Genomic DNA, 23,526 nt, shown 5'->3' with positions numbered 1-23,526 from the left:
GTGCCGGAGGAGGACTCGGCAGAGCGTTCGCCGACGCTCTTGCGGAGTCCGGCGCCGACGTCCCTACCTGCTCGCCGAGGCCGGCATCGACAGCGTCGTGGTGGACAACCACGAGCACGAGACCATCCGGACCACCCACCGCGCCGGGATCCTCGAGCACGGCAGTGCGTCCATGTTGGTGGGCTTCGCCTGACCGACGAGATGCATGCCTCCGTACTCGGCGGTGTACTGGCCGCCGTCCGCACCGGAGCGCGACGCAGCGTGCTCAGCGAGGAGCTGACGCCCAGAGCCGGGGGGAGGTGCGCGGTCGGCCCCTCGACCCGCAGGCCGAGCTCGGCTGCTCGACGGAGCGCTGGGTGGAACTCGGCGTCGCTCCTCCGACTCAAGGCGCCCCGCTCCTGCCCTACCGCGGGTGGCAGCCGGTGGAGTGGGGAACGGACGGTCGCCCCGCTCGCTGAGGGCGCCGGTCAGGGAGTCAGGGCCACCATGCGTCCGATGCCCCGGGCGGCAGCCCGGACTCCGGGGATGTACGGGCGGACGGCAGCCGGCGAACTGCCACGGACCACGATGGACAACGCGGCAACGACGCTGCCGCGGACCTCGACCGGCGCGGCGACCGACACCGCGTCGCCGGTCACCTGCCGATCGCTCACCGCCACCCCGCTGCGGCGGACCTCGGCGAGGATGCGCCGCAGCTGCCCCGGGTCGGTGATCGTGTGCCGCGTGTACCCCACCAAAGGTCGGGCGAGCACCTCCTCCTGCACCTCGAGCGGGGCATGGGCCAGCAGCACCAGGCCCACCCCGGTCGGCGGCAGGGCGAAGCGACCGCCGACCCGGGTGAGCACGCCGACGGCCGACCGCCCGGCGATCCGCTCGACGAAGACGAGGTCGGTGCCGTCGCGCACAGCCAGCTGCACGTTCTCGTGGGTGACCTCGTAGAGGTCCTCCATGAAGGGCAGCGCCGCCTCGCGGAGCCCGAGCCCGCGGGGGGCCAACGCGCCGAGCTCCCACACCCGCAGGCCGACCCGGTAGCGGCCGTCCTCGTCGCGTTCGACTCCGCCCCACGCGCACAGCTCGGCCACGAGACGATGCGCGGTCGACAGCGGCACGCCGACGTCCCGGGCGATGTCCGACAGCGTGAGAGCCGGCCGCTCGCGGGTGAACGCGTCGAGGACGGCGAGCAGCTTGCCGCCCGCCGTCCGCCGGGCCGCCGGCGGTCCGGCACGGGGATCGCTGGTCACGGGACGTCGATGGTGACGACCCCCGGTGCCCCGTCGGCGCCGGACAGCCCGCCGGTACGGGCGCTGACCACGCGGGAGACGCAGCACTGCAGGCGGTCGCCCGCCCGGTGCTGCTCGTCGCTGAGGAAGACGTCGCGGTGGTCGATGACGCCCTCGACGTCGAGGACCTTGACCTCGCAGAGGCCGCACTCGCCGCGGCGGCAGTCGAACATCATGTCCGCTCCGCACGCCTCCAACGCCTCGAGCATCGACACGTCGTGCGGCACGAGGGTCTCCAGGCCCAGCCGCGGGATGCGCACGGTGAACGCCTCGGGGGCGAAGCGGCCGCTGCTGCCGAACGTCTCGAAGCGCAGGTCGGCCGGGCGTCGTCCGGCCTGGGCCCAGGCTGTCTTGATCGCGTCGAGCATGGGCGTGGGGCCGCAGACGTACAGCTCCCCGCCGTCCGGGACGCCGGCGACGAGGTCGGCGACGTCCAGGGAGCTCCCCTCCTCGTCGATCCGCAGGTCGAGGCGGTCGCCGTGCTCGGGGACCAGCTCGTCGAGGAACGCCATGAGGTCCCGCGACCGGGCGCCGTAGACGAAACGGTAGTCCGCGCCGCGGGCCCTGAGCGCCTTGCCCATGGCGACCATGGCGGTGATGCCGATGCCTCCGGCGGCCAGGACGTACCCGGGCCTGCCGTAGTTGAGCGGGAAGTTCTGCAGCGGCTGGGTGATCGACACCTCCTGTCCCCGCCGCAGGTTGTGCATGTAGGCCGAGCCACCCCGGCTCTGCCGGGCCAGTTGCACACCGAGGACCAGCTCGGTGCCGTAGCCGCTCATGCCCACGACGGAGTACGAACGGACGTCGGCGCGACCGTTGACGTAGACCCCGATGTCGATGTGGCTGCCGGGGGGCGCGGGCGCCTCGAGCCGCTCGGGCTCGAGGACGATCCGCCGGACGTGCTGGGCGACCTCGCGGACGTCGATCACCCGCGCCCTCCGCCACCGCTTGGCGCTCGTGGCTGCCATGTCGACCGCTCCCGCTACAGCCCGCGGCCCATCAGGCCGGCCGTCGGCTGCTCCCGGTGCCGGGCGACCCCACCGGCCACCTCCGCTGCCTGACCGGTTCCGCCGTCGCCCGGCGGCTCGGCGTTGGCCGCGCCGGTGACCTCGGCCATCGCGGCGGCGGCGTGGCCGGCCTCGTCGCTCACCGCACCGACGTCCGAACCGAGCTCGGCATCGATCATGCGTTGCACGATGCGGCGGGTCCACATGCTGCCCGCGTCGATGTTGAGGTTGTAGAAGTCGTAGTCGAGGTTGGCCTCGATCCCCCGCTGCTGGGCCTCGAGCATCAGCTCGTCCTCGAAGAAGACGTTGGACACGCCCTCGCGCAGCCGGGTGGTGATCACCTGCTTGTCCAGACACCAGTCGCGCGCGAAGGCCCACAGGTAGTGGCAGGTGCTGTCGGTCTCCGGCGTCATCGTGTTGATCACCGTGCCGGTGACCCCCTGGCTGCGGTCGCCCTCGGGTGCACCGGTACCGGCCTTGGCCACGCCGACGTCGATCGCGATCGTCGACGGCGCGGTGTAGTTGATGATCTGCCAGCGGTCGACCGGCCCCTCGTGGTCGGGGAAGCGGTCCTGCAGGTTGCGCTTCCAGAACGGCGGCGGGTCGATGCCCAGCATCCACTTGGTCACCGTCACCGTCCGCTCGGTGTGGGTCACGGTGAACTCCGACTCCGACAGTGCGTCGTGGCCGATGCTCGACCCGTGCACGAACTGCTCGTGGGTGAGGTCCATGAGGTTGTCGACGATCAGCTGGTAGCTGCAGTTGACGCGGATGGTCTTGCCGTCGCCGGCCCAGTCGGGGTGCTCGTTCCAGTACAGGTCGGGCACCAGGGCCGGGTCGGCCAACGCCGGGTCGCCCGGCCAGATCCACACGTAGCGGTGCCGCTCCACCACCGGGAAGGAGTGCACCGTGGCGCTGGGGTTGATCGTCTCCTGCGCCGGCATGAACGTGGCCCGGCCGTCGGGGTCGTAGCAGATGCCGTGGTAGCCGCACATGATCTCGTCGTCGCCGCGCAGCTTGCCCATCGACAGGGGCGCCAGCCGGTGCCAGCAGGCGTCGGCCAGCGCCACCGGACGACCGCCGGTGGTCCGGTAGAGGACGACCGGCCGGTTGGCGATCGTCCTGGGTAGCAGGTTGCGCCCCACCTCGTGGTCCCACGCCGCCGCGTACCAGGCGTTGAGCGGGAACGAGCGGAACGCGGCGTGCCCGGTCGGGCGGCCGACGGAGGCGGGCGAGGTCGAACCGGTCATGTTCGTCGGGGTCCCTTCGGAGGTCTCGGACGGGTCGGGGAGCCGTTCAGGCGGGGATGGGGTCCTCGTGGTGGGCCGGTGCCTCCCGGACCATCGCGTAGAGGAAGAAGGAGACGATCATGATCCCGGCGGCCAGGTAGACCCCGGCAGCCCAGCTCCCGGTCGCGTCGCGGAGGATGCCGCTGACCACCGGGCTGAGCACGGCGCCGATCTCGGAGACGAGGTTGAGCATGCCGAAGGCCGAGCCGCGCTCGCTGGCGGGCACCAGGTCGCCGGTCATGCCCTGCACGATCGGCTGCAACGCGTTGAAGAACACCCCGGAGCTGAACAGCAGCAGCCCGAGGAGGGCCAGCGAGGGCAGCTGGTCACCCTCCCCGCCGGAGATGCTCCAGCCGAAGAGGAGCACGAGCACCGAGTAGACGGCGGTGCAGACCAGTGCGAGTGGCTTGCGGCCGCGGCCGCTGCGGACGGCGCGGTCGGCGAGCCAGCCGCCGACGGGGAAGCCGAGGATCCCGGCCCCGGCGTTGAAGGCGGCGGTCAGCGCGGCGGCCAGCAGACTGCTCTCCGCTGCCTCCCGGACGATCTGCACCGACCAGAAGCTGAAGAACCACAGGTTCCACAGGATCGCGATGTAGGCGATGTAGATCAGCCACATGTTCCGGTTGAGCAGTGCCGCGCCGCGACCGGACTGCTTGACGCTGCGCACGATGATGGCGATGTACACGAGCGCGATGACCGACGCGATGGTCGCGGTCAGCCACTCCGGCCACTGGAACGTCTCGGCCATCAGGAAGAGGCCGACGATGACCAGGAAGGTCGGCGTGGAGAACAGCAGCAGCCGGAGGAACGGCGGCCCCAGCCGCAGCGCCCCACCGAGCTTCGACCGGAAGAAGACGAACGCCACCGTCGCGACCACGAACGTGAACGCGGCGAACACGAAGAACGGCAGTCGCCAGGCACCGTCGCCCATTCCCAGCGACTCGCCCCAGGAGATCAGCAGCGGCGTGGCGATGATCCCGACCGTCAGGCCGATGGACAGGCCGGTGATCACGATGCCCAGACCGAGCGTCCGCTGGGCCGCCGGGGTGTGCGTGATGATCAGCGTGCGGTCGTTGGAGTAGAACACGCCCTCGCCCAGGCCGGTCAGCACGCGGGCCGCGACGAACGCCACGAGCCCGGCCACCAGGCCGGAGACGATGGTCAGGACGCCGGCCGCCAACAGCGAGACGATGATCATCTCGCGGTGACCGAACCGGTCGCCGAGCCGCCCGCCCGGGTACTGGGTGAGCATGTAGCCCAGGAAGAACATCGAGCCGACCAGGCCGCCCACCGTCGCCGGGTTGGACGCGTCCCCGATGAAGCCCGACTCGTTCTGGATCATCCAGGCGATGACCGGGCCGGTGACCGTCCGGTCCGCGTAGCTGACCACCCAGCCGAGCAACAGCACCGCCCACAGGGCCCGGTAGGGGACGACCGGCCGGTCGTCGCGACCGGCGTCGAGCAGCTGTTCTTCCCGGGCGGTGTCGCTCTCGGAACTCCCTGACGCCATGCCTCGCTCCTCCGTGCGGGGGCGTCGCCGACGATCGGCGACATCCGAGGGAAGGGTGACGGCGGTCACCGCCCGGGGTGAACACCCCTTCCACCTGACGGAAGACAGATCCGGCTGGATCTCCCGACGACACCTCTCCGCCGAGCACGACCCCCACGGACCACTGCGGATGCCCGGAGGGCCTCACCCGCTCCGGTGCAGCACGGCCACGTGCTCCCAGCCGCCCCTCGTGTCCTGCGCGGACCGCTCACGTCGACACCGGGGGCCGTCGGACGGCGTAGCGCAGCAGGACGACACCGTTGCCGAACCGCCGGTTCTCCACCAGCTCCAGGTCGGTCGGGTCGTCGGCGGTCTCGAACAGCCGTCGACCGCGGCCGATGACGACCGGGTTGACGTAGAGCCGGTACTCGTCGACCAGGTCCAGTCGGCGGAAGGTCTCGACCAGGTCGACCCCGCCGAGCGTCATGTCCCCGCCGGGCTGCTGCTTCAGTGCGCGGATCTCGTCGGGGTCCACCTCTGCCCGCAGCGAGGCGTTGGGGCCGACCTCCTGCAGGGTGCGGGAGAACACGATCTTCGGCACCGCCCGCCAGATGCCGGCGAACTCGCGCATGACCGGCGGGGAGTCCGGGTCCTGGTCGGCGGTCGGCCAGAACGCCTCCATGAGCTCGTAGCTGACCCGGCCCTCCAGGAAGGCGCCGTTGGTCGCGAGCTGCTCGTTGAAGTGCGCGTGCAGCTCCTCGTCGACGTGGTGCCAGCTCAGGTCGTGGTCCGGTCCCTCGAAGTAGCCGTCCAGCGACAGCATCATGTGCACGACGATCTTCCGCATGCGTCCTCCTGATCCACGACTCGGTCCGGGAGCTCGGACCGGCGGACGCGGACGATCTCATCGGTCCCGCCGGTCCTCGCTCCGCACGGCCGGTCGGGGACGCGCCTGCCGGAGGGCGGCCGGAACCGGATCGGCAGCGTCCCGAGGGCCTCTCGCGCCTCCGTGGGCGCGACGTGGTCGCATCGAGCGCTGGAGCCGTCGGACGTGGGCGCTCCCCCGACTCGGACGCCGTGGCAGCCGGCCTGCCGCCGTCCTCCGAGCGGTCAGCCGGACGGTCCGTGTGCCGAGGGTGTGCGTCGTCGTGCCGGCCAACGAGGTGGACCGGCTGCGGGCCGAGGAGCTGCCCGGCGACGTCGCCGTCCGGGTCACCGACTGGTGGGCGCCGCTGCTCGGCCCGGACCTGGCCCCCGGGACCCCGGGCGTGCTGCACGAGGACGAGGCGGTGGCCGCGGAGGGCCTGCGGGCCGCTCGTGCGTCGCTGTTGCCGGGGGAACGGGAGCGCTACCGCCGCCTGGGCCGGGACACCGCCGAGGCCCTGACCGCGACGGCGCTCACCCTGCAGCCGGGGACGACCGAGCGGCAGGCCGGGGCCCCCGTGGGCGCCGAGCTGATGGCCCGCGGGGTCGACCCGGTCGTCGTCCTCGTCGCCGGGGGAGGAGCGGCTGGCCTTCCGGCACGCGCTGCCCACCACCGGTCCCCTGGGCCGGCGGGCAATGCTCGTCGTGGGCGCCCGGCGGCACGGGCTGATCACCAACGCGACCCGGTGGGTGTCCTTCGCTCCGCTGGACCCGGCCGGGCTCGAGGCCGTGGCGCGGATCCGCGCGGTCGAGACGGCCTTCCTGTCGGCCACGCGGCCCGGACGGACGCTCGGTGAGGTCTTCGCCGACGGCGTCCGCGCCTACGGTGAGCACGGTTTCGCGCCCGACGAGTGGACGCGGCACCACCAGGGCGGGCCGACCGGCTACGCCGCGCGACCCGGTGGCGACACCGGACAGCGAGGGGCCGGTCGTGCAGTGGCAGGCCTTCGCCTGGAACCCGTCCGCACCGGGGGTGAAGGCGGAGGACACGGTCCTGCTGGGCCCCGACGGGCCGGCCGTGCTCACCGCCGACGGCGTGTGGCCCACGACGCCCGGCGAGCTGGGGCTCCCCGGCCGGACGTCCTCGTGCGCTGAGCGGCCCTCCACTCGCCATCCAGATGGCCGGGAAGGTCTGGTTCATCGACCGGACGCATCGCAGGCGATCGGGTCCCGGCGGCCATGAGGGCGACGTCAAGGACACCAGTGGTCCGGCAGGCCGGTTTTCCCCGCGGCGGCCGGGGTAGCTGTGCGTGGTCAGGCGATCCACCATGGTGGCCCCGGACCCGGCGACCTCGTCCCAGGAAGTGGGCCCATGCGTCACGCCTCTCTCGCCGGCTGCTGCGCGACTCCGGCCACGGGCGCATCGTGAGGGAGCAGCCACCGGAGATCGTCACGAGCGCCGGCACGTCGGCACGCCCGAGACGGACGCCGGCCAGGCGGCGCCGCGAGTGGCGGCTGCCCACGGTCCCGAGCTCCGTCCGAGGGATGCGTCAGGAACTGCGCGGCTTCCTCGACGACACCGCGTGGCCTGCCGACGTGGTCGAGGACCTGGTCCTGGCCGCCAGCGAGGCGGCCAACAACGCGGTCGAGCACGCCCAGCCGCCGACGGAGCCGTTCTTCGACGTGTGCGCCGCGGTCGACGACGACGCGGTGACCATCGTCGTCCGGGACCGCGGAGCGTGGCGGCAGCCGACGTCCCCGTCGGTCCGGGGACGCGGGTTGGCGATGATGAGGGCCCTGGCCGACACCACCGTCACAACGGGTCCACACGGGACGACGGTGACCATCCGGCGCCGCCGTGCTGGTCCCCCGGCTCCGGCCCAGCACGGCCGCGCCTCGTAGACCGGTCACTCCAGGGCTGCCGGCCTGCGCCGGTGGTGGGAGCCGTTCCCCGCGGCCGGTGTGCCGAGCCCGGACGGGTCAGCCGCGGACGGCGCGCAGCACCTTCCGGACGCCGAGGACGACCCCGCCGGCGCCGGCCACCCACGGCCCGGCGACGACGAGCGGGTCGACGAGGTGGTGCCGGGCGTCGCTGCGTCCGCGCCGCGAGCGCAGCCCGTGGTGGGTCAACTCGCCCCGGACGCCGGTCTGGGTGACCGGGTTGTCGGGGTGCAGCGTGGCGAACGAGCGCAGGTGGCTCCCCCACGCGTCGATCCGGTCACCGACGACCAGCAGCAGCCAGTGCGCCAGGCGGCCCTCGCTGAACCGCTCGTAGGCCAACCGGCGGACCGCGCCCGACACCCCCTTCAGCGGCTGGGCGGTGCCGAACACCGGGGTGACGAAGGCGTGCTCGATCGATCGCTCGCGCGGCCGCCTCTCCGGCTGCCGCTCCGGGAAGTCCCAGTGCGCGCCGGTGCTGTCCGGGGCGTACTGCAGCTTGGGGTGCGACGGCCGGTCGGCGGGGTCGAGGTCGGCTCCCCAGCCGGGGATGCGGGCCCGCAGCTGCTCGCGGGTCTCCGTCGGCGTGCGCTTGTCCCGGACGTAGGCACTCGGGATGTCGGGGTCGGTCACGGGGGCTCCTCCCTCAGGCCGCGTCGGGCAGGATCAGCGGCTTGATGCAGCCGTCGAGCTTGGCGGAGAACACGTGGTAGGCCTCGGCGATGTGCTCCAGCGGGAACCGGTGGGTGACCATCGCCCGCGGCGTCAGGTGGCCGTTGCGCACGTGCTCGAACATCCGCGGCCACTGCCGCTTCACCGGCGTCTGGTTCATGCGCAGGGTGAGCCCCTTGTTGAGCGCGTCGCCGAACTTCACCGCGTTGGGGATCGGCCCGTAGGCGCCGACGACGGAGACGGTGCCGCCCTTGCGCACCCCGTCGATCGCCCAGTTCAGCGCCACCGGTGAGCCGCCCTGCAGCTTGAGCTTGGCCCCGGCGACGTGCTGCAGGAGGTTGCCGTCGGCCTCCGCGCCGACCGCCTCGATGACGACGTCGGCACCGAGGAAGTCGGTCTGCTTCTTCAGCTCGACGACGACGTCGTCGTACTCGTCGTAGTCCAGCGTCTCGGCGTGGGCCAGGGTCCGCGCCTTCTCCAGCCGCTCCTGGAGGTGGTCGACGACGATCACCCGGCCCGCGCCCATCAACCACGACGACTGGGCGGCGATCAGGCCGACCGGCCCGGCACCGAGGACGACGACCGTGTCACCCTCGGCGATCTCGCCGAGCTGCGCGCCGAAGTAGCCGGTCGCGGCCGCGTCGGTCAGCAGGACGGCGTCCTCGTCGTGCATCCAGTCGGGGACCAGGGCCGGGCCGACGTCGGCGAACGGGACGCGCACGTACTGCGACTGGCCGCCGTCGTAGCCGCCGGTGGTGTGCGAGTAGCCGTAGATGCCGCCGACCGCCGTGGCGTTGGGGTTGACGTTGTGGCAGTTGGAGTACAGGCCCCGGGCGCAGAACCAGCAGCTGCCGCAGAAGATGTTGAACGGCACCATCACCCGGTCGCCGACCCGCAGGTTCTGCACCGAGGGGCCGACCTGCTCCACGACGCCGATGAACTCGTGGCCGAACGTGTGCCCGATCCGGGTGTCCGGCATGAGCCCGTGGTAGAGGTGCAGGTCCGACCCGCAGATGGCGGCCAGCGTCACCCGCACGATCGCGTCGTTCGGGTGCTCGATGGCCGGGACGTCCTTCTCCTCCACCCGGAGCTTGTAGGGGCCGCGGTACACCATCGCGCGCATGCGATCTCGCCCTCCTCGGGGACTCCAACCGTGACGCCGGGACGTCCGCCAGGTCCGTCGACGCCGCTCACCGACGGCCCGACCCTTCCCCGCCCGGCGCGACGGGGCCACTCGGGACCGCACCGGCGACGTTCCCCTCCATCCAGCGCCGGGGGCCCTACCGTCGGCAGGCCGTCGCACCGACCTGGGGAGCCGCCGAGATGGACCCGCGCCCGCTGACCGAGCAGGACCGCATCGAGGCCTTCCGCCAGGCGCAGCTGAGCCACCTCGACCGGCAGACCGAGCTGCTCACGTCCATCCACCGCTGGGTGACCCTGGGGCTCGGCTCGGTCCTGCTGGCGCTGCTCCTGCTGATCTACCTGACCTTCGTCATCGCCATCGGCTGACCTGCGGAAACGGGTTGCCCGGCGGCATAGCGTCGGGCGCATGACCGCGTCCCCCGTGCTCGAGCCGGTGCACCGTCCGGAGGACGGCGAACTCGTCGGACACCTGGCCGTCGCCGACCGCGACGCCGGGTGGGTGGCACACGCCGTCCCCGGCACCCCGCTGCGCGCCTTCCCCACCCGCGAGGAGGCGGTGTCCTTCCTCCGCACCCGCGGGCTGGCCCTGCTCGCCGAGCGCTGGGAGTACCGCCCCGCCGACGGCGGCGAGCCGCGCACGGCCTGGCTGGTGGAGGCCCGCCCGGGCGCCGTCGTCGTCCGGTTCGGGTACGACACCACGTCGGTGCCCCTGAGCGGCGACGAGCTGCACCGGCTGGTCCCGGCCCGGCCGGTGTAGTCGGCGGAAGCCCGGTGGGCCCGGCGGCGTTCCCGGGGTCGTGAGCACCCCGCGGGACGTCGACGTCGTGGTCATCGGCGCGGGCCAGGCCGGCCTCTCCACCGCCTACCACCTGGCGCGCCTGGGCTTCCCGCCCGGCCGCGGCTTCGTCGTCCTCGACGGCGACGCCGCGCCGGGCGGGGCCTGGCAGCACCGCTGGCCCTCGCTGACGATCGCCACGACGCACCGGGTGCACGAGCTGCCCGGCCTGCCGTTCACCCCGGCGTCGGAGGACCTGCCCGCCGCCGAGGCGGTGCCGGCCTACTTCGCCGAGTACGAGCGGCGCTTCGGCCTGCCGGTGCAGCGGCCGGTGCAGGTGACCGCCGTGCGCCGCACCGGCGACGGCCGCTTCCTCGTCTCGGCGCCCGAGGGCGGGTGGCGGGCCCGCGGCGTGGTCAACGCCACCGGCACCTGGACGCGCCCGTTCGTGCCGCACTACCCGGGGCGGGAGACCTTCCGCGGCCGGCAGCTGCACACGGTCGGGTACCGCGGAGCGGCGGAGTTCACCGGGCAGTCGGTGGTCGTCGTCGGCGGGGGCGCCTCGGCGGTGCAGCTGCTGGGCGAGCTGGCCGCCGTCGCCCGGACGACGTGGGTCACCCGCCGGCCGCCGGTCTGGCGCGAAGGTCCCTTCGGCGAGGAGCAGGGCCGCGAGGCGGTGGCCCGGGTCGCCGAGGCCGTACGGGCCGGTCGCGCACCCGGCAGCGTCGTCGGCGCCACCGGGCTGGTCGTCACGCCGTGGGTGCGTCGCGCCCTGGACGACGGCGTCCTCACCCGCCTGCCGGTGTTCGACCGCATCACCCCCGACGGCGTCGCCTGGGACGACGGCCGGACCGTGCGGGCCGACGTGATCCTGTGGGCCACCGGCTTCCGCGCCGCCGTCGGCCACCTCGCGCCGCTGCGGCTGCGCACCCGGGACGGCGTCATCCGGCTCGACGGCACCTCCGCCGTCGACGAGCCGCGCCTGCAGCTGGTCGGCTACGGGCCGAGCGCCAGCACGATCGGTGCGAACCGGGCCGGCCGCGCGGCCGCCCGCACGCTGCGCCGGCTGCTCGACCAGGACACCGAGCTGGCCCGCACGGCCTGACCTCCCGGGGTCGCCCCCGACCCGGTCGTCCGGGCGGATCAGGGTGCGGGAGGGGGATCGCCCGGATGTGCCAGGCGCCGCCGCACTGGCAGCCTCTCGCGCATGTCCTCCTCGCCTTCCCCCCACCCGGCGGTGACCCCGTGATCGTCGCGTCCGGTCTCACCAAGCGCTTCGGCGACCGGGTCGCCGTCGACGGCGTCTCCTTCACCGTCCGCCCCGGCCGCGTGACCGGCTTCCTCGGCCCCAACGGCGCCGGCAAGTCGACGACGATGCGGATGGTCATCGGCCTGGACCGGCCCACCTCCGGCACGGTCACCGTCGACGGCGCCCGCTATGCCGACTCCCCCGCCCCGCTGCGCGCGGTCGGCGCCCTGCTGGAGGCTCGGGCGCTGCACCCCGGCCGCACCGCCCGGGCACACCTGCGCTGGATGGCGGCCAGCAACGGGATCCCGGCCGCCCGGGTCGAGGAGGTGCTGGACCTGGTCGGGCTGGAGGCGGTGGCCGGCCAGCGGGTCGGCCGGTTCTCCCTCGGCATGGGCCAGCGGCTGGGCATCGCGGCCGCACTGCTCGGCGACCCACCGGTGGTCGTCCTCGACGAGCCGGTCAACGGCCTGGACCCCGAGGGCATCCGCTGGGTGCGCACCCTGGCCCGTGACCTCGCCACCGAGGGCCGCACCGTGCTGGTGTCCAGCCACCTCATGGCCGAGATGGCGCTGACCGCCGACCACCTGGTCGTCATCGGCCGCGGCCGGATCCTGGCCGACTGCTCGACCGCCGAGTTCATCGCCGAGCACGCCGCCTCCTTCGTCAAGGTGCGCACCCCGCAGCCCGGGCAGCTGGCCGACCTGCTGCGCCGCTCCGGCGCCGACGTCACGCGCGACGGCGACGAGCTGCACGTGCACGGCGTGGACGCCGCCGCCACCGGCGAGCTCGCCGCCGGCGCCGGCCTGGTGCTGCACGAGCTCGGCCTCGTCACCTCCTCGCTCGAGGAGGCGTTCATGACCCTGACCGCCGGCAGCGTCGAGTTCGCCGCCGCCCGCCCTGCCGAGGTGACCCGGTGACCGCTCCCGCCCTGACCGCCTCCGGCACCGCACCGCTCCCGGCGGGCGGCGCCACGCTGCCCCGCGCCGTGCACGCCGAGTGGATCAAGTTGTGGTCGGTGCGCTCGACCGGCTGGTCGGTCGCCGCCATGGTCGCGCTCGGCGCGGGCCTGACCACGCTGGTGTGCGCGCTGGTCGCCCCGGACCTCGCTGCCGGCCAGGAGGGCGAGCCGGTCGGCGCGTTCATCACCTGGGGTCTGCTGTTCGCGCAGGTCACCGCGGTCGTGCTCGGCGCGCTGACGGTGACCGGCGAGTACGGCACCGGGATGATCCGCGCGACCCTGGCGGCCAACCCCCGCCGCGGCACCGTGCTGGTGGCCAAGGCGCTGGTGCTCACCGGCACGCTGTTCGTCGCCGGCGTCGTGACGGCGACGCTCGGCTGGCTGGGCGGCAACGCCTTCCTGTCCGCGGAGGGCATCGGCATCTCGCTCGGCGACGACGGGATGCTGCGCTCGCTGTTCGGCAGCGGCCTCTACATGGCCGGGCTCGGACTGTTCGCGATGGCCGCCGGACTGCTGCTGCGCTCGACCGCCGCGGTGGTGTCGGTCGTGCTCGCGCTGGTGTTCCTCGTCGGCAACCTGGTGGTGCTGCTGCCCGGCGCGCTGGGCGAGTGGCTGACCAAGCTGATGCCGGGCAACGCCGGGTCCCGGATCGCCACGCCGGAGTCGTTCAACCCGCTGCTGCTCGAGCCGTGGACCGGCTTCGCCGTCTTCGCCGCCGAGGTCGCGGTGCTGCTCGCCGTCGCGGCGGTCGTCTTCTCCCGCCGCGACGCCTGAGGAAGGACCCCCGACGAGGGGCCACCCCCCGCGCGGTCGTGCTCTGCCCCGTCCACGCGGGCAGAGCACGACCGTGCGAGGGGGGAGGGACACCTCGGCGGGGAGCGGCGGCGGGCAGGCACAGTGGAGGGGTGACCTCCCCCGACCCCACCGCCCTCGGCCGCGAGCGCGCCGGCGAGCTGCTGCGCCGGCTCGAGGCCGGCGACCCCGACGGCGCCGACGCCGTGCTCGCCGACGCCGACGAGGTGCGCGACCTCGTCTACGTGGGCGCCGCGCTCACCGCGCTGGCCCGCACCGAGGCCCGTGCACTGCCGCCGGCCCAGCGCGCCCAGGCCAACACCCGTCAGCGCAACCTCGGCGCCGCCCGCGACGCCGCCCGCACCGACCCCGCCGGCCTGCGGCTGTGGCTGCGCCGGTCGGCCGAGGAGCTGCTGCTGCTCCGCTCGCAGCGGGCCGCCGCCGACGCCATCGCCGGCTGAGCCCGCCGGCTGGTGCCGGCGCACCCGGGCCGGCCGGGACCGGGAGGTGGCACCGGTCCCGGCCGGGCGCTCAGGAGCCGATGGGCGTGAGCGCGCTGACCATCCCGAAGAGGTCCTTGGGGTCCTCGGGCTCGGCGACCAGGTCGATGTCGTCGACCCACGGCGTGCCGCGGACCTCGTCGCGCACGTAGCGCAGCGCCGAGAGGTCCTCGACGGCGAAGCCGACCGAGTCGAAGACGGTCACCTGGGCGGCCGAGGTGCGGCCCGGGACCCGCCCGGTGACGACCTGCCAGAGCTCGGTCACCGGGAAGTCAGCCGGCATCGCCTGGATCTCGCCCTCGATCCGCGTCTGCGGCGGGAACTCGACGAAGACCTCCACGTCGTCGCGCAGCAGGATGGCCGGGTCGAGCTCGGTCTTGCCGGGGCAGTCGCCGCCGATCGCGTTGACGTGCACACCGGGCTCGATCCACTCCGGGGGCAGCACGACCGCGCGGGCCTTGTCCGCCGTGCACGTGGTGACGACGTCGGCACCGCGCACCGCCTCCCGGCCGGACGACGCCATGGTGACGTCGAAGCCGAGCGGCTCGAGGTTGCGGGCCAGCTTGGCCATGGCGGCCGGGTCGGTGTCCCACACCGCGAGCTCGCTGATCCCGAGGGCCCCGCGCATCCCGAGCGCCTGGAACTCCGACTGGCTGCCGGCGCCGATGAGCGCCAGCCGGCGGGAGTCGGGCCGGGCCAGGTGACGGGCGACCATGGCCGACGTCGCCGCCGTCCGCAGCGCGGTCAGGAGGGTCATCTCGGCGAGGAAGACGGGGTAGCCGTTGGAGACGTCGGCCAGCGCGCCGAAGGCGGACACCGTCTGGAAGCCGCGCGCGGGGTTGCTCGGGTGCCCGTTGACGTACTTGAAGGCGTAGGTCTCCCCGTCGCTCGTGGGCATCAGCTCGATGACACCCCAGGGCGTGTGGCTGCCGACGCGGGCGACCTTGTCGAAGGACTCCCACCGGCGGAAGTCGTCCTCCACGTAGCGGGACATCCCCGCGATGATCCGCTCCGGCCCGGTCTCGGCCACCCAGCGGACCATGTTGCGCACGTCGACGAACAGCGTCATGACGGCCGCCTCCTCTCGATGGGGGAAACGCTAGGGATGGACGATCTGCACGGTCAATGAACAGAGCGCACGCATCGTGCGCAGAGGCCGGCCACATCGCTGCGCTGGTCTGTACGGTCTGCGCATGGCGGAACTCAGCGACCTCGACCGGCGGCTGCTGGCGGCCCTGCGCGAGGACGGCCGGGCGCCGGTGGCGGAGCTGGCCCGCCGGCTGGGGGTCACGCGGGCGACCGTCACCAGCCACCTCGACCGGCTGGTCGCCGAGGACGTGATCGTCGGGTTCACCGTCCGGGTGCGGGACGAGACCCTGGCCGGCGGCGTGCGCGCGGTCTCGCTCATCGAGGTCGAGGGACGCTCCACCGACGACGTCATCCGGCGGCTGCGCGGGTTCCCCGAGATCGAGTCGATGCACTCGACGAACGGCGCCTGGGACCTCGTCGCCGAGACCCGCACCGCCGACCTCGCCGAGTTCGACCGGCTGCTCAACCGGATCCGGGCCGTGCCCGGTGTGATCAACAGCCAGACCAGCCTGCTGCTGACCTCCGTGCTGCGCTGAGGTGACCTGGCCCGGTGGCCGGCCCCCTCGCAGGGGCCCGCTGCGAGCCTGCGAGCGGTGGGGGGCAGGGCGGCCCCGTCCCGGGTCCCGCCCTGAGCCTGCGAAGGGTGGGGAGGACGGGGTCCTTCTTCAGGCCGGCCGGGTCGCCGTGCTGGTCGCCGCCCGTGCCACCGGCAGGGCCGCCACCAGCACGGCGGCCACGAGCAGGTAGGTCCACGACAGGCCCACCCCGGCCGCGACCAGGCCCAGGGCCAGGGCGCCGATCGCGGTGCCCGCGTCGAAGGAGGCGTTCCACAGGGCGCTGGCCGTGGTCGCCCCGCCCTCGCCGGCCCGGGCGAAGGCGGTGACGAGCGTCAGGTTCTGCACCGCGCCGTAGCCGGCGCCGAACAGCGCCGCCCCGAGCAGCACGACGGCGTCCCCGGTGGACAGTCCCAGCGCGACGACGGCCAGCCCCGCCGCGCCGACGAGCAGCGTGACCGGCAGCAGCCGGCCGGTGCCGAGCCGGTCGGCCAGCAGCCCCGCCCGCCAGCGGGTGAGCGCGCCGGTGACGCCGAAGACGAGCAGCGCCGCCGTCGCCAGCAGGCCGTCGGGCCGCTCGATCGGCAGGAACGTCACCAGCCCGCCGCCGGCCAGGGTGACGACGAACAGCACCGCCGACGGCGCCAGCGCGGCCCGCACCGCGGCGCGCGACGACGTCCGCGCACCCGGCTCCCAGCGCACCGTCCGGGTCAGCACGGGCAGCAGCGGCAGGGCGAGCACCGGGACGGCGGCCAGCCAGGACAGCACTGCTGCGTGCCCGTCGAGCACCAGCGCCACGCCGGTGGGGACGGCGACCAGGTTGGGCACCGCGATGGCCAGCCCGTAGAGGCCGATCGACTCGCCGCGGCGCTCGAGCGGGGCGACCTGCGCGGCCAGCGTCGCCCCGAGCACGGTGAGCACGGCGAACCCGGCCCCGCGGACCGCCGAGACGGCCGAGAGCCAGAGCACCCCGTCGCCGAGCACGTAGAGCGGGGCGGGCGCGCCCAGGGCGAGCAGGCCGGCCGCGAGCACCGGGCCGAGGCCGAACCGCGCGGTGAGCGCCGGCACGGACGACTGCACGGCCACCGTGACCAGCAGGAACACCGCGGTGACGACCCCGGCGGTGTCGGGCGACGCGCCGCCGGCGACCGCGTAGGCCGGCAGCGAGGCCAGCGTCAGGCAGTAGCTGACGAAGCCGAGCGTCGTCGCCCCGACCAGGGCGCGCATCGCCGGCAGCCGCCACAGCGACGCCCCGACCCCGACCCCGGCCTCCGCGCTCACTCCCCGACGCTAGTGGGCCTCCTGGTCGCGTGTCCGGACCGGCCACCGTCCAGGGTCCCGCGCCGGGCGTGCGAGGCGTGGGGGGAGGGTGGTCCTCGTGGCGCTGCTGACCGTCGGCCACGGGCCCGACGACCGCGCCCGCCTGGGCGCCCGGCTCACCGGGGCGGGGATCGGGCTGGTCGTCGACGTCCGGCGCTTCCCGGGCAGCCGCAGCAACCCCGACGTCCGGCGGGAGGCGCTGGAGCAGTGGCTGCCGGCCGCCGGGGTCGGCTACCGCTGGGAGGCCCGGCTCGGCGGCCGCCGCCGGCTGCCGCCGAGCCGGGCCCGTCGCCGACGGCTGGTGGACGGTCGCCCAGTTCGCCGCCTACGCCGCGCACACCCGGACGGCGGAGTTCGCCGCGGCGCTCGACGGGGTGCTCACCGAGGCGGCGACGGCGGCCGTGGCGGTGATGTGCAGCGAGAGCGTGTGGTGGCGCTGCCACCGGCGGCTGGTCGCCGACGTCGCCGTCCTGGCCGGGGCGTGCCGGTGCAGCACGTCATGCCCGACGGCCGGCTGTCCGAGCACCACCCCTCGGAGGGCGCCGTGATCGGCGCCGACGGCCGGGTCCACTGGCCGGGACCGCCGTGACCACCGGCAGGTGGCCGGGTCAGCGCGGTGTGCCCGAGCGCGCCACCGATCGCGCCAGCGCCCACGCGGTCAGGACCAGGAAGACCGCCGCCTGAGCGGCCAGCACCCCCATGTCCAGCGCCCAGCGCGATGCGGTGGGCGTGAACAGGGGGTCCAGCTGGGGACCGGACAGCGGCTGCAGCTCGGCCGTGGAGGCCATCGCCGCGTAGCCGGCACGGGCCGGCAGCAGCCAGGAGAACTGCTCCAGGCCGGCCCGGTCGGCCAGCGGGAACAGGCCGCCGCACAGCACCAGCTGCCCCATCACCAGCGCGACCAGAGCCGGCATGGTCTGGTCGGTGGACCGCGCCAGCGCCGAGACGGCCAACGCGGCGATGCTCATCGTCACGCCGACCGCCGCCGCCGCGGCCGCGATCTCCCACTCACCCCAGGGCAGCACCCGCGGATCGTCCGGGCCCGGCAAGCCGATGAGCGCCAGGAGGGTGAAGGCCACCGACTGGGCCGCGACGGCCCCGCCCACGACGACGACCTTGCTGGCCAGATAGGCGGTCGGCGAGAGACCCACGGCGTGCTCGCGGCGGTAGATCGGGCGTTCGGCGACGAACTCCCGGACCGCGAGCGCCGCCCCCATCAGCGCCGCACCCACCACCAGCACGATGATCCGCTGCTGGGCCTCGGCAGGATCCCCGCCGGCCGCACGCACCGACAGACCTGCCTCACCCGGGAAGGCGTGGGCCATGACCGCGAGCACCACCGGCATCCCGACCAGCAGCCCCAGGAACAGCCGGTCGGCGGCCACGACGGCGAGGTTGCGCCGGACGAGTGTGACCAGCTGGCGGACCGGCGCCGGCCGCGCGGGCGCGGGGGCCTCGCCGGCCGGCGGCGGGGCCGGCACCACCACGGACGTCGATCCGACGTAGGCCCGGCGGACCGGCGACTCGGCGAACCGGCTGACCCACACGGGGTCGTCGAGCGCCCGGAAGACCGCCGGGTGGTCGGGCACCCCGAAGAACGACAGCAGCTGCTCGGGTGGGCCGAAGAAGGCGACCCGGCCACCGGTCGCGAGCAGCAGCACGCGGTCGCACCGGTCCAGGGCGAGCACGCTGTGCGTGACGACGAGGACCACCCGGCCGGCGTCGGCGAGCACGCGCAGGCCCTCCATGACCTGCCGGTCGAGTCCCGGGTCCAGGCCGGAGGTGGGCTCGTCGAGGAAGAGCAGCTGCGGCGCGGTGAGCAGTTCCAGGGCGATGGACGTGCGCTTGCGCTGGCCGCCGGAGAGGGAGTCGATCCGCTGGTCGATCTGCTCGGACAGCCCCACCTCCGCGAGGACCCGGCGCACCCGCTCGTCCCGTTCCGCGGCGGTGGTGTCCCGGGGCAGCCGCAGGCGGGCGGCGAAGCCGAGCGCCCGCCGGACGGTGAGCTGGCGGTGCAGCACGTCGTCCTGGGGCACGAGTCCGATCAGGTGGCGCAGGTGGTCGTACTGCTCGTACAGGTCCCTCCCGTCCCACGTCACCCGTCCCATGCCGGCCGGGCGCAGGCCGGTGAGCGCGCCGAGCAGGGTCGACTTGCCGGCGCCGGAGGGACCGATGACCGCCACGAGCTGACCCGCCCGGACCGTGAGCGAGACGTCGTCCAGCAGGCGCTTGCCGCTGCGGGTGGCCACACCGAGGTGCCGGGCGCTGAGGGTCGCCGGGTGGCGGTGGGGCAGGACGGCCGCCCGGCCGTCCCAGGTGATCGTCGTGCCGCCGATCCCGATGGTGTCCCCGGCGGTGAGGGCGGCCGGTCCGACCAGCCGGGTGCCGTTGAGGTGTGTCCCGTTGGAGCTGCCCAGGTCCCGGACCACGGCGGTGTCCGGCCCGACGACGTCGATCGCGGCGTGGCGGCGCGACACCAGCGGGTCGTCGGCCACGACGACGTCGCAGGCGGGGTCGCGGCCGATGACGACGACACGCTGCGCGGCCGGACCGGCGCGCCCCTCCGGGGGGTGCGTTCCGGACCGGATCACCAGTTCCGGGCCGTCGCGCCCGCCCAGCTGCACCCGGTGCTCGGAGCCGGGCTCGAGCAGCCTGCCCGCACCGGGCGGGCCCTCCACCGTGCCGGCCGGCAGCACCGTTCCGTCGACGGCGGTGCCGTTGCGACTGCCGAGGTCCCGCAGCACCCACCCCCGCTCCTCGTGCTGCAGGGACAGGTGCACGCGGCTCACCTGCTGGTCCGGCAGCTGCACGTCACACCGCGGATCCCGGCCCACCACGACCGGCCGGGAACCGTCGAAGGTCCACACGCGACCATCGGTCGTCAGCCGGAGGAGCGTGCCGTCCCGCGGTCCGGCCGTCACGACCGGCGCTCCTCGCCGTCGTCGACCGGTGCCGTCCACGACCGGGCGACCCGGGCGCGGAGGCAGCGCCGAGGCCGTGGGGAGTCCCGCCCCGGGGTGCGACGCCGGAACGGTGGCGGGGGGTCATGACGTCGACAGGCCATGACGGAGCCTTCCTGCCTCGTGCAGCCCGGGGCCGTCCGTGCGGACGGGACCGCCCGGCACCGTCTCGGCCGGCCCCGCTCCCGTCAACCGCCTTCCGATCGCCGGGGACCCCGGACCCGGCCGACCGGGTCCTCGCCGTGCACGTCGTCACGCTGCGCCCACGGCCCCCTCCAGGGCGTCCGAGAGCTGGACGGCCCCCGGCCCCCTGCCGGGCCCCGCCCCGAGCCTGCGAGGGTGGGGAGCAGGGGGTCCTCAGCCCATGTGCGGGTAGCGGTGGTCGGTCGGCGGGACGAAGGTCTCCTTGATCGACCGGGTCGACGTCCAGCGCTGCAGGTTCTGCGCGGCGCCGGCCTTGTCGTTGGTGCCCGAGGCCCGCCCGCCGCCGAAGGGCTGCTGGCCGACGACGGCGCCGGTGGGCTTGTCGTTGGCGTAGAAGTTGCCGGCGGCGAACCGCAGGACGCGCTGCGCGTGCGCGATGGCCGCCCGGTCCTGCGCGATGACCGCCCCGGTCAGCGCGTACGGCGCCGCCGCCTCCATCTGGGTGAGCACCGTGTCGTAGTCGGCGTCGTCGTAGACGTGCACCGCGAGGATCGGACCGAAGTACTCCGTGGTGAAGACCTCGTGCCCCGGGTCGGTGCCCTCGATGATCGTCGGGCGGACGAAGAAGCCCTCGCTGTCGTCGGCCTGACCGCCGGCCACGATCGACAGCGCGGGGTCGTCGTCGACCCGGTCGATGACGCCGGACAGCTTGGAGAAGGACTTCCGGTCGATGACCGCGCCCATGAAGTTGGCGAAGTCGGTGACGTCGCCCATCTCCAGCGACTCGGTGACACCGACCAGGTCGTCGCGCAGCCGCCCCCACACCGACCGCGGCACGTAGGCGCGGCTGGCCGCCGAGCACTTCTGCCCCTGGAACTCGAACGCGCCGCGCACCAGTGCGGTCCGCAGCACGTCGACGTCGGCCGAGGGGTGGGCGACGACGAAGTCCTTGCCGCCGGTCTCGCCGACGATGCGCGGGTAGCCGCGGTAGGAGGCGATGTTCTCCCCCACCGTCCGCCACAGGTGCTGGAACACCGGCGTCGACCCGGTGAAGTGGATGCCGGCGAGGTCCCGGTCGGCCAGCACGACGTCGGAGACCGCGACCCCGTCGCCGGTGACCATCGTGATCACACCCGGCGGCAGCCCGGCCTCCTCCAGCAGCCGCATGAGGAAGTGCGCGGCGAACTGCTGGGTGGGCGCGGGCTTCCAGACGACGGTGTTGCCCATGAGCGCCGGGGCCGTGGGCAGGTTGCCGGCGATCGCGGTGAAGTTGAACGGCGTGACGGCGTAGACGAACCCCTCGAGCGGCCGGTGGTCGCTGCGGTTCCACACGCCCGGCGAGGACACCGGCTGCGCGGACACGATCTCGCGGGCGAAGTGCACGTTCCAGCGCCAGAAGTCGACGAGCTCGCAGGCGCTGTCGATCTCGGCCTGGTGGGCGGTCTTGGACTGCCCGAGCATCGTCGCGGCGTTGAGCGTCTGCCGCCACGGCCCGGCCAGCAGGTCGGCGGCCTTGAGGAACACCGCGGCGCGGTCGTCGAAGGACAGCTCCTGCCAGCCCGGCGCGGCGTCCTTCGCCCAGCGGACGGCGTCCTCGGCGTCGGTGTGCGTGGCGTGCGCGGCCGTGCCGAGGACGGCGGCGTGCCGGTGCGGCTGGACGACGTCGAAGCGCTCGCCGCCGCCCATCCGCTGCTTGTCCCCGAGGGTCATCGTCAGCTCGAGCGGCTCGGCGGCGAGCTCGGTCAGCCGCTGCTGCAGCGCCGCGCGCTCCGGCGAGCCGGGGGCGTAGGTGAACACCGGCTCGTTGGTCGGCGGGGGGACGTTGGTGACGGCGTCCATGGGGCTCTCCTGTGTGGGGTGGGTGGCCGGCTCAGCCGGTGGTGACGAGGGAGCGCAGGAAGAAGCGCAGGTTCGCGGGGCGCTCGGCCAGCCGGCGGACGAAGTAGCCGTACCAGTCGACGCCGTAGGGGACGTAGGCGCGCACGGTCACGCCCTCGGCGGCCAGCCGGTGCTGCTCGGCCGGGCGGATGCCGTAGAGCATCTGCACCTCCCACGAGTCCGCCGCGCGGTCGTACTCGGCCGCCAGCCGCTGGGCCAGCGAGACCAGCCGCGGGTCGTGACTGCCGACCATGGGGTACCCCGGCCCGCGCATGAGCACGCCGAGGCAGCGGGCGTAGGCGGCGTCGACGTCGTCGCGGCCCTGGTGGGCGACCGACGGCGGCTCGTCGTAGGCGCCCTTGACCAGCCGCACCCGCGAGCCGGCCACCGCCAGCGCCCGGGCGTCGTCCTCGGTGCGGTGCAGCGCGGCCTGCAGCACGGCGCCGGTCTCGGGGTGGGTGCGGCGCAGCTCGGCGAGGGTGCCGAGGGTGGCGTCGACGGTCGAGGAGTCCTCCATGTCGAGGGTGACCGTCGTGCCGATCGCCGCGGCCGCCTCGACCACCGGCCGGACCAGCTCCGGCGCCAGGTCCTCGCCGCCGGGCAGCGCCTGCCCGAAGGCCGAGAGCTTGACCGACACCTCGGCGGCCCGGCCGAGGCCGAGCGGGGCCAGCCCGTCGAGGGCGGCCAGGTAGGCGTCGCGGGAGCGGCAGGCCTCGGCGCGGTCGGTGACGTCCTCGCCGAGGTGGTCGAGGGTGACCGCGAGGCCCTCCCCGGTCAGCCGGCGGACGACGTCGAGCGCCTCGGGCAGCGTCTCGCCGGCGACGAACCGGTCGACGACCTGCCGGGTGATCGGCGTCCCGACCAGCACGCGGCGCAGCGCCGGCCGCCGGGACGCGCCGAGGAGCAGGGCCTTCTGCGAGAGCACGGGCACCTCCGTGTGTCGTCGTGCCCCTCCGCGGAGGTGCACGGTCACGAGGAACGCTAGGTCCGCCGCACCCCGGCCACCAGGGACAGACGTACGGACTCCACCCGTCCGGTCTCATACAGTCGTACGAGTGCGCGACGACCTGCAGGACGTGGTCGACGAGGTCTCCCGGCTGCTGGGGGCCCCGGCGACGCTGGAGGACGTCGACTTCACCCTGCTGGCCTTCTGTGCCCACCCCACCGACGACGACACCACCGCCATGGACGCCGTCCGCGCCCGCTCGATCCTCGGCCGCGGCTCGACGCCGGCCACCCGCCGCTGGTTCGAGGGCCTCGGCATCGCCCGCGCCGAGGGACCGCTGCGCACCCCGGCGGACCCGGCGGCCGGCGTCCTCACCCGGCTGCTGCTGCCCGTGCGCGCCGACGGCCGCACCCGCGGCTACCTGTGGCTGCTCGACGGCGGCCGCACCGACCCGGGCGACGCGTCGGACCCGGCGCTGGCCGCGGCGGTCGCCCTCGCGGGACGGGCGGGGCGGCTGCTGGCCGACCGGCACGACGACCGCGACCTCGGTGCGGCCCTGGCCGCCGTCCTGACCTCGCCCGGTCCGGCCCGCGACCGGGCCGTGCGCGCGCTGTCCGACCGGCTCGGGGACGGCGCGCCGCTGGCGCTGGTCGCCCTGCACCCGCCCGGCGGCGCGCCC

Annotated in this window: 21 protein-coding genes and 3 pseudogenes; 12 read left to right on the top strand and 12 right to left on the bottom strand. The window is 74.5% G+C overall.

The annotated features are described in order from the left end of the window. Positions 1 to 467: 467 nt before the first annotated feature. The 5 genes from ABQ292_RS10550 to ABQ292_RS10530 all read right to left on the bottom strand — a co-directional run bounded on the left by ABQ292_RS10550 (position 468) and on the right by ABQ292_RS10530 (position 5,912). Positions 468 to 1,241: an IclR family transcriptional regulator gene (locus ABQ292_RS10550; RefSeq protein ID WP_369206008.1), complete on the bottom strand. Its 774-nt coding sequence runs from the start codon at positions 1,239 to 1,241 to the stop codon at positions 468 to 470. After that, the gene (locus ABQ292_RS10545; protein ID WP_369206006.1) at positions 1,238 to 2,248 is read right to left on the bottom strand and encodes a PDR/VanB family oxidoreductase; all 1,011 of its coding nucleotides are present in this window, start codon (positions 2,246 to 2,248) and stop codon (positions 1,238 to 1,240) included. Before ABQ292_RS10545 ends, ABQ292_RS10550 begins: the two co-directional genes overlap by 4 nt. A gap of 14 nt (positions 2,249 to 2,262) precedes the next feature. After that, the gene (locus ABQ292_RS10540) at positions 2,263 to 3,537 is read right to left on the bottom strand and encodes an aromatic ring-hydroxylating oxygenase subunit alpha (RefSeq protein ID WP_369206004.1); all 1,275 of its coding nucleotides are present in this window, start codon (positions 3,535 to 3,537) and stop codon (positions 2,263 to 2,265) included. Positions 3,538 to 3,583: 46 nt separating this feature from the next. Further along, positions 3,584 to 5,086, bottom strand: coding sequence for an MFS transporter (locus ABQ292_RS10535; RefSeq protein WP_369206002.1), 1,503 nt, complete (start codon positions 5,084 to 5,086; stop codon positions 3,584 to 3,586). A gap of 247 nt (positions 5,087 to 5,333) precedes the next feature. Continuing rightward, positions 5,334 to 5,912 (bottom strand): dihydrofolate reductase family protein, encoded by a 579-nt coding sequence (locus tag ABQ292_RS10530; protein ID WP_369206000.1) that lies wholly within the window; start codon positions 5,910 to 5,912, stop codon positions 5,334 to 5,336. 289 nt (positions 5,913 to 6,201) lie between these two features. On the opposite strand from ABQ292_RS10530, the gene ABQ292_RS10525 reads away from it, so the two are divergent. After that, a complete protein-coding gene (locus ABQ292_RS10525) occupies positions 6,202 to 6,786 on the top strand; it encodes a hypothetical protein (RefSeq protein ID WP_369205999.1) in 585 nt (194 codons plus the stop codon). A gap of 382 nt (positions 6,787 to 7,168) precedes the next feature. Then, on the top strand, positions 7,169 to 7,831 hold the full coding sequence (locus ABQ292_RS10520) for an ATP-binding protein (RefSeq protein ID WP_369205997.1): 663 nt from the start codon (positions 7,169 to 7,171) through the stop codon (positions 7,829 to 7,831). 78 nt (positions 7,832 to 7,909) lie between these two features. Here the strand turns inward: ABQ292_RS10520 and ABQ292_RS10515 are convergent, their stop codons facing one another. Together ABQ292_RS10515 and ABQ292_RS10510 are read right to left on the bottom strand one after the other, a co-directional pair. Next, the gene (locus ABQ292_RS10515) at positions 7,910 to 8,500 is read right to left on the bottom strand and encodes a hypothetical protein (RefSeq protein ID WP_369205995.1); all 591 of its coding nucleotides are present in this window, start codon (positions 8,498 to 8,500) and stop codon (positions 7,910 to 7,912) included. Between the two features lie 13 nt (positions 8,501 to 8,513). Further along, the gene (locus ABQ292_RS10510; protein WP_369205993.1) at positions 8,514 to 9,662 is read right to left on the bottom strand and encodes a zinc-dependent alcohol dehydrogenase; all 1,149 of its coding nucleotides are present in this window, start codon (positions 9,660 to 9,662) and stop codon (positions 8,514 to 8,516) included. Between the two features lie 200 nt (positions 9,663 to 9,862). On the opposite strand from ABQ292_RS10510, the gene ABQ292_RS10505 reads away from it, so the two are divergent. The 6 genes from ABQ292_RS10505 to ABQ292_RS10480 all read left to right on the top strand — a co-directional run bounded on the left by ABQ292_RS10505 (position 9,863) and on the right by ABQ292_RS10480 (position 13,917). Beyond that, entirely contained in the window at positions 9,863 to 10,048 is a 186-nt protein-coding gene (locus tag ABQ292_RS10505; RefSeq protein WP_204693421.1) for a hypothetical protein, read from the top strand. A gap of 40 nt (positions 10,049 to 10,088) precedes the next feature. Continuing rightward, the gene (locus tag ABQ292_RS10500; RefSeq protein ID WP_369205990.1) at positions 10,089 to 10,439 is read left to right on the top strand and encodes a hypothetical protein; all 351 of its coding nucleotides are present in this window, start codon (positions 10,089 to 10,091) and stop codon (positions 10,437 to 10,439) included. Positions 10,440 to 10,479: 40 nt separating this feature from the next. Continuing rightward, a complete protein-coding gene (locus tag ABQ292_RS10495; RefSeq protein ID WP_369205988.1) occupies positions 10,480 to 11,562 on the top strand; it encodes an FAD-dependent oxidoreductase in 1,083 nt (360 codons plus the stop codon). 140 nt (positions 11,563 to 11,702) lie between these two features. After that, complete coding sequence (locus ABQ292_RS10490; protein WP_369205986.1) at positions 11,703 to 12,623, top strand: ABC transporter ATP-binding protein; 921 nt, start codon at positions 11,703 to 11,705, stop codon at positions 12,621 to 12,623. After that, on the top strand, positions 12,620 to 13,438 hold the full coding sequence (locus ABQ292_RS10485) for an ABC-2 transporter permease (protein WP_369205984.1): 819 nt from the start codon (positions 12,620 to 12,622) through the stop codon (positions 13,436 to 13,438). The genes ABQ292_RS10490 and ABQ292_RS10485 overlap by 4 nt, the downstream gene beginning before the upstream one ends. 131 nt (positions 13,439 to 13,569) lie before the next feature. Next, positions 13,570 to 13,917 carry a hypothetical protein gene (locus ABQ292_RS10480; RefSeq protein WP_369205982.1) on the top strand — a complete coding sequence of 116 codons (348 nt, stop codon included), beginning with the start codon at positions 13,570 to 13,572 and terminating at the stop codon, positions 13,915 to 13,917. A 70-nt stretch (positions 13,918 to 13,987) separates the two neighbouring features. Here ABQ292_RS10480 and ocd read toward each other — a convergent pair whose 3' ends face one another. Then, positions 13,988 to 15,025: an ornithine cyclodeaminase gene (ocd, locus tag ABQ292_RS10475; RefSeq protein WP_369205980.1), complete on the bottom strand. Its 1,038-nt coding sequence runs from the start codon at positions 15,023 to 15,025 to the stop codon at positions 13,988 to 13,990. A 124-nt stretch (positions 15,026 to 15,149) separates the two neighbouring features. On the opposite strand from ocd, the gene ABQ292_RS10470 reads away from it, so the two are divergent. Beyond that, positions 15,150 to 15,581, top strand: coding sequence for an Lrp/AsnC family transcriptional regulator (locus ABQ292_RS10470; RefSeq protein WP_369205978.1), 432 nt, complete (start codon positions 15,150 to 15,152; stop codon positions 15,579 to 15,581). A gap of 129 nt (positions 15,582 to 15,710) precedes the next feature. On the opposite strand, the gene ABQ292_RS10465 is transcribed toward ABQ292_RS10470, so the two are convergent. Beyond that, positions 15,711 to 16,880 carry an MFS transporter gene (locus ABQ292_RS10465; RefSeq protein ID WP_369205976.1) on the bottom strand — a complete coding sequence of 390 codons (1,170 nt, stop codon included), beginning with the start codon at positions 16,878 to 16,880 and terminating at the stop codon, positions 15,711 to 15,713. A gap of 88 nt (positions 16,881 to 16,968) precedes the next feature. Here ABQ292_RS10465 and ABQ292_RS10460 point away from each other — a divergent pair. Both ABQ292_RS10460 and ABQ292_RS10455 read left to right on the top strand, forming a co-directional pair. After that, positions 16,969 to 17,184 (top strand): annotated as a pseudogene (locus tag ABQ292_RS10460) (DUF488 family protein); the annotation flags it as partial. 106 nt (positions 17,185 to 17,290) lie between these two features. Beyond that, positions 17,291 to 17,467, top strand: a pseudogene (locus ABQ292_RS10455) (DUF488 family protein); the annotation flags it as partial. Between the two features lie 60 nt (positions 17,468 to 17,527). Here the strand turns inward: ABQ292_RS10455 and ABQ292_RS10450 are convergent. The 3 genes from ABQ292_RS10450 to ABQ292_RS10440 all read right to left on the bottom strand — a co-directional run bounded on the left by ABQ292_RS10450 (position 17,528) and on the right by ABQ292_RS10440 (position 22,826). After that, entirely contained in the window at positions 17,528 to 19,840 is a 2,313-nt protein-coding gene (locus tag ABQ292_RS10450) for an FHA domain-containing protein (protein ID WP_369205974.1), read from the bottom strand. Between the two features lie 396 nt (positions 19,841 to 20,236). After that, on the bottom strand, positions 20,237 to 21,862 hold the full coding sequence (gene pruA, locus ABQ292_RS10445) for an L-glutamate gamma-semialdehyde dehydrogenase (protein WP_369205972.1): 1,626 nt from the start codon (positions 21,860 to 21,862) through the stop codon (positions 20,237 to 20,239). Positions 21,863 to 21,893: 31 nt separating this feature from the next. Beyond that, positions 21,894 to 22,826, bottom strand: coding sequence for a proline dehydrogenase family protein (locus tag ABQ292_RS10440; protein ID WP_369205970.1), 933 nt, complete (start codon positions 22,824 to 22,826; stop codon positions 21,894 to 21,896). A gap of 130 nt (positions 22,827 to 22,956) precedes the next feature. Here ABQ292_RS10440 and ABQ292_RS10435 point away from each other — a divergent pair. Next, positions 22,957 to 23,526 (top strand): annotated as a pseudogene (locus ABQ292_RS10435) (PucR family transcriptional regulator); the annotation flags it as partial.

The sequence above is a fragment of the Geodermatophilus maliterrae genome (assembly GCF_041018925.1).
GTDB classification, from domain to species: Bacteria; Actinomycetota; Actinomycetes; order Mycobacteriales; family Geodermatophilaceae; genus Geodermatophilus; species Geodermatophilus maliterrae.
This window is presented reverse-complemented; position numbering and strand designations above follow the sequence as displayed.